The sequence below is a fragment of the uncultured Porphyromonas sp. genome (assembly GCF_947254915.1).
In the GTDB taxonomy this organism is placed as follows: Bacteria; Bacteroidota; Bacteroidia; order Bacteroidales; family Porphyromonadaceae; genus Porphyromonas.
Window position 1 is genome coordinate 1 of the sequence record NZ_CAMYEZ010000136.1, and the last position, 5066, is coordinate 5066.

5 protein-coding genes, 1 tRNA gene and 1 pseudogene are annotated in these 5066 nt (G+C 51.3%); 5 read left to right on the plus strand and 2 right to left on the minus strand.

The features are described 5' to 3' along the window. Nucleotides 1-338: 338 nt before the first annotated feature. Nucleotides 339-411 (plus strand) — tRNA-Thr (locus Q0X57_RS07505). 136 nt (nt 412-547) lie between these two features. On the opposite strand, the gene Q0X57_RS07510 is transcribed toward Q0X57_RS07505, so the two are convergent. Beyond that, the gene (locus tag Q0X57_RS07510; protein WP_297729768.1) at nt 548-1717 is read right to left on the minus strand and encodes a HAMP domain-containing sensor histidine kinase; all 1170 of its coding nucleotides are present in this window, start codon (nt 1715-1717) and stop codon (nt 548-550) included. 107 nt (nt 1718-1824) lie between these two features. Between Q0X57_RS07510 and Q0X57_RS07515 the strand changes: the two genes are divergently transcribed. The 4 genes and pseudogenes from Q0X57_RS07515 to Q0X57_RS07530 form a co-directional block, all read left to right on the plus strand. Further along, on the plus strand, nt 1825-2442 hold the full coding sequence (locus tag Q0X57_RS07515; protein WP_297729771.1) for a TetR/AcrR family transcriptional regulator: 618 nt from the start codon (nt 1825-1827) through the stop codon (nt 2440-2442). Nucleotides 2443-2447: 5 nt separating this feature from the next. After that, entirely contained in the window at nt 2448-3197 is a 750-nt protein-coding gene (gene fabG, locus Q0X57_RS07520) for a 3-oxoacyl-[acyl-carrier-protein] reductase (RefSeq protein WP_007365771.1), read from the plus strand. 19 nt (nt 3198-3216) lie between these two features. After that, nucleotides 3217-3903 (plus strand): RluA family pseudouridine synthase, encoded by a 687-nt coding sequence (locus Q0X57_RS07525; RefSeq protein WP_297729775.1) that lies wholly within the window; start codon nt 3217-3219, stop codon nt 3901-3903. 122 nt (nt 3904-4025) lie between these two features. Next, nucleotides 4026-4463 (plus strand): annotated as a pseudogene (locus Q0X57_RS07530) (site-specific integrase); the annotation flags it as partial. A 91-nt stretch (nt 4464-4554) separates the two neighbouring features. On the opposite strand, the gene Q0X57_RS07535 reads toward Q0X57_RS07530, so the two are convergent. Continuing rightward, nucleotides 4555-5066 (minus strand): DUF1266 domain-containing protein (locus tag Q0X57_RS07535; RefSeq protein WP_297729778.1); only part of this gene is annotated, 512 nt, incomplete at its 5' end.

The following is a 5066-nucleotide window of genomic DNA, read 5'->3' on the forward strand; positions in this document are numbered from 1 at the left end:
ATCCGTAGATATTTTGGATTATCCAGCGAGGAAACGAAAAATTCTTCGGAACTTTGATTTGCTTCTTCCGAAGTTTCATTTCATTCTTCCGAAGTTTCATTTCGCCCCTTCGTAGAGAATTTTCGTTTGCTCGTGAGCTATTGGGAAATTCCTCGGGAGATATCGGACTTAGCAAAGATGTATGAGTATTGATAGCGCTATGAAGCTAGGCTTAAGCCACATATCCTAGAGTTGTTGTCAAGCGGAGTTAATAGAGTACCTAGATATAATGCGTCAGCCATGGTGCATCCTCTTTGTAGTATCAAAAGTTTGTTGTACTTTTGCATTGTCAATGAGACGCCGAAATAGCTCAGTTGGTAGAGCAACTCATTCGTAATGAGTAGGTCGCCGGTTCGAGTCCGGCTTTCGGCTCTAATTCTTGTTTCGCTAGGGCGTCATCTATATGAGTCTTCGGACTCTGTAGAGGGTGCCTTTTTTCTTTCTGTAGCTATATCTCCGATTCAAAATGTTGACCGAACGTTGATACCTCGTTTAGTTGATGGCTCGGTTAGGGGAGTTGCTGCAGGGGGAGGGAGATACGGAAGGTGGTTCCGACTTGTAGCTCGGAGCGCTTGACGTAGATGCGCCCGCGGAAGTAGTGACGTATGATGCGACGTGCCAGTGACAAGCCGAGCCCCCAGCCTCGCTCCTTGGTTGTGAAGCCAGGCTTGAAGATCATCCGCTGCGTGGTGCGTGTCATGCCACGGCCCGTGTCGGTGATCTCAAGGTAGGCGTTCTTGCCGTGAGCCTCCGTGGTGATGGTGATCGTGCCTTTGCCGTCCATGGCGTCGACGCCGTTCTTGACGATGTTCTCCACGACCCAGCTCATGAGGTCGGGCGTGATGAGACAGTAGAGCTCCTCAGCTGCAGGCTTGAAGACGATCTCTACCTGTCTGGAGATGCGTCGCGAGAGGTATTGCACAGAGGTGGCGACCAGTTCGTTGAGCTCTATGGGCGAGAGTTCGGGTAGGCTGCCGACCTTTTGGAAGCGATGGGCGATCAGTTCAAGACGATTGACATCTTGACCTATGCTCTCGATGATTTCGGGAGGTAGGTCGTAGCTCTTGAGCAGTTCGGTCCACGCCATGAGCGAAGAGATAGGCGTGCCGAGCTGGTGGGCGGTCTCCTTGCTGAGCCCGACCCATATGCGGTCCTGCTCCCAGTGCAGTAGGCTACGAATGGTGAGGACGAGGATGATGATGTAGAGGATGAAGATACTCGTCTGCAGATAGGGGAAGCGTAGCAACCGCTTCAGATTACTGCTGTCGCTGTAGTAAAGGTATTGTCGCCCAGCGGTGCCTAGGTCTATCTCAATGGGTGCGTAGCCAGAGCGAAAAGCCGTGAGCCGCCTCGCCAGATAGGTTGAGTCACGAGCGACCGCTTCGGGGTCAATGTTTTTGTATCCCAAGATATTCCCAAGGCTGTCTGTGAGGATGAGCGGTATGGTGGTGTTTGACTCTAGGATTTGGAGGGCTAAGGCATTGAGTTGCTTGTCGCTTTGGCTAGCTATGCACTCGGTCGCTTCCGCCCAGGTCTGCATCTTGAGCCGCTCCTCGTCGGCCATACGTCTCACGAGTGGCTCCGAGAGGATGAGCGGTAGGAGTGCCACGATGAGCGCCAGCACGACAAGTAGTATATTGGTAGGCAGGGTGCCAAGTAATCTCCTGGAGGATGACATATGGGTGAGAATTAGAATGGCGTGCGCTTGACCCTAAAGGGCTCTTTCGGCGCAAAGCTGTATCTTTGTAACGGTTATCTTATGCTTTTATTATCGTCCACACACTTATGACCTCTACACAACATATGCGACAGCGCATCGTTCAAATGGCTCACACGCTCTTTGTGCAGCAAGGAGTTGAGGGGACGACCATGGTCGCCATTGCTGAGGCTGTGGGGTGCAGTCGGCGCACGGTCTACACCTATTATAAGGACAAGCAGGCGCTACTCATGGCGGTCATAGAGCGGGAGATCAGTCTGATGAGTCAGTCGCTGAGCGAAGTGCTGGCTCGTCCAGGTGATGCGATTACTAAGCTAATGGTCCTGCTGGACAACCATTTGCAGCTGATTCAGAAGACGGTGCAGAGACAAGGCGAGCACAATGCGAGCTTCTTTAGCGACACTTTCAACGTTGAGCGCCTTCGCCTCAAGTATGACCAGAGCGAGTACGACATGCTCAAGCGGATCCTGCAGGAGGGGCACGATCGTGGAGAGTTGCTAGTCCCTGATATCAACTCGACAGCCTACCTGCTCCTCAAGAGCTTCAAAAGTCTGGAGGCGCCTTACATCAATCGCTACCACCATGAGTACGGCAAGGAGGACTACCTCCGCATCATCGCTGCGATGAAGCAGTTACTCAGGCAGGGACTAACCAATTATGCAAATACAAAACCTATAACTCAATAGAATCTATGAAACTACTTCAGGACAAAGTGGCTCTGATCACCGGAGCAGCACGTGGTATCGGCAAGGCGATCGCCACGAAGTATGCAGAGGCTGGATGCCATGTAGCTATTAGCGACCTCAAGGTTGCTGACGAAGCAAAGGATTACTACGCTCAGCTAGCCAAGGAGTGCGGTGTCACGATACGCACCTACGAGAGCAATGCTGCAGACTTTGAGGCAGCACATCAGCTCGTTGATCAGATTGTCGCTGACTTTGGCAAGCTAGACGTCCTAGTCAATAATGCGGGCATCACCCGTGACGGTCTGCTCCTGCGTATGAGCGAGCAGCAGTGGGATGCGGTGATCAATGTCAACTTAAAGTCCGCTTTCAATATGATCCATGCCGCAGCTCCCGTCATGATGAAGCAGCGTCAGGGTAGCATCATCAATATGGCGAGCGTCGTCGGTGTATCGGGCAATGCGGGGCAGGTGAACTACTCCGCCTCTAAGGCTGGTATGATTGCACTGGCTAAGAGCGTTGCCAAGGAACTCGGCTCACGTGGTATCCGTGCCAACAGCATCGCTCCGGGCTTCATCGAGAGCGATATGACGGCCGTCCTCAGCGAGGAGGTACGCAAGGAGTGGGCTAAGCAGATCCCGCTACGCCGTGGTGGCAAGCCTGAGGATGTAGCCAATGTGGCTCTCTTCCTCGCAAGCGACCTCTCCTCCTACATGACAGGACAAGTGCTCTCCTGCTGTGGCGGTATGAATATGTAAAGCCTTAGTAAGCAGATCGATGCTTGACCTACAGATCCTCTACGAAGACAATCATCTCCTCATCGTCAATAAGCCGGCGGGGATGCTCGTACAGGGTGATAGCACGGGCGATACGCCGCTCTCGGAGCTTGTTGAGCGCTATCTCATTGATAAGTACGACAAGCCTGGTCGGGCGTTCGTTGGGGTCACGCATCGTATCGATAGACCAACGTCAGGGGCTGTGCTTTTTGCCAAGACTTCAAAGGCTCTGGCACGGCTCAACGCTATGTTTCAGCGACGAGAGATCCACAAAGTCTACCATGCTGTGGTCTGTGGCGCATTTCCTCAGAAAGCGGGCGAGGCGAAGGATCTACTCTATCGCAATCGCAAGCAAAACAAGAGCTACGTCGTGACGGAGTCTCACGCTGAGGCTAAGCGCGCCTGGCTTACCTATGAGCGCCTCTCCGTGGGCAACCGTTACAGTCTGCTGGCCGTGACTCTCCATACGGGACGGCATCACCAGATACGTACGCAGCTCAGTCATATGGGCTACCCGATCAAGGGGGATCTCAAGTATGGCGCTCCACGGAGCAATAAAGACGGCGGAATCTCGCTCCATGCACGTATATTAAGCTTTGAACACCCCGTCACTCACGAGCAAATAGAGGTCGTCGCACCGTACCCTGAAGACGATGCTATTTGGTCTTTGCTGAGCCATACGAAGTAACCTAGCAAGCCGACGAAACAAAAGAAAAAGGAGAGCTTCACCTAGCGTGAGGCTCTTCTTTTGCATTTGTGGGTGGAATGTTCGCTTCTGTCCCTCCGCTGATTTCAATCCCTCCTGAGGAAGAGACGAACAGCGAGGGGAAACAGTATATCCGCAAGGCAAGACAGAAAACGAAGGTGGAGAGTTTGATCCCCCTGCATCCAATAGCGGAGCAGATACTCGCCCTTTACACGAAAGAGCAGAGCAGAGGAGACTACAAGATATTTCCCGATACAATGAGCGACTGGAAGCTACTCAGTCGTCTCAAAGCCGTAGGGTTGGCATGTGGCATCCGTACTCCGTTGACTTGGCACTGTGCAAGACACACGTTTGGGACGCTAAGGCTAGAGGCTGGTGTGCCTATCGAGAGCATCGCTAAGATGATGGGGCATTCGTCTATTGCCAGCACGCAAATCTATGCCCAAGTCACCGACCAGAAGATTGCAAAGGATATGGACAGATTGACAAAAAACAGCTGTCAAAGACTTCCTCTTTCTCACAAGAAAGATAGACATAGATAATAATATAGTCAATGATCCTTTTTGTAAAGGACCATTGACTATACCATCATTGGGAGACCTTTGCACAGAGGTCTCGGTCAGCTTTGAAAAGTTATTTAAAGCTGTATTTGGAATACACATCCGTGTCAGACTCTCTATGATATAGAGCCTTACAATCGTCTATGATATCCTCTGTACCAAATCCGTGAATGGCTCGGCCCATTAAGAATGAGACCGTATAGTCGTTCCAGTCTTTGCCTAATGACGATGCTTTCACCGCTCCTTCATTGAGGTACTTCCACATTTCCGCTTCACTGATGTATTGCAACCAATAACACCATTTTGCCAAGCTCACCAGTCGGCATATGTCCCAAGCATACGTGGAGGTTGTGGTCCGGACTTGAGCCAAATCTGTTTTTAGCCCGTCTGCTATCAAAGTCTGCAGCTCAATAAGTTCCTCGGAAGAACCTCTTTGAGCAAGGACTTCGTCCAATTCCGTACTCTGCTCTAAATTAAGCAGAGCGTTTAGCGTCTCTAGAGCATCTTCCCGACCATTAATGCCCCATTGTTTTTGAAGCCCGGTCTTGTATACATTCATATTATCATCGGTGATAATACTAAGGA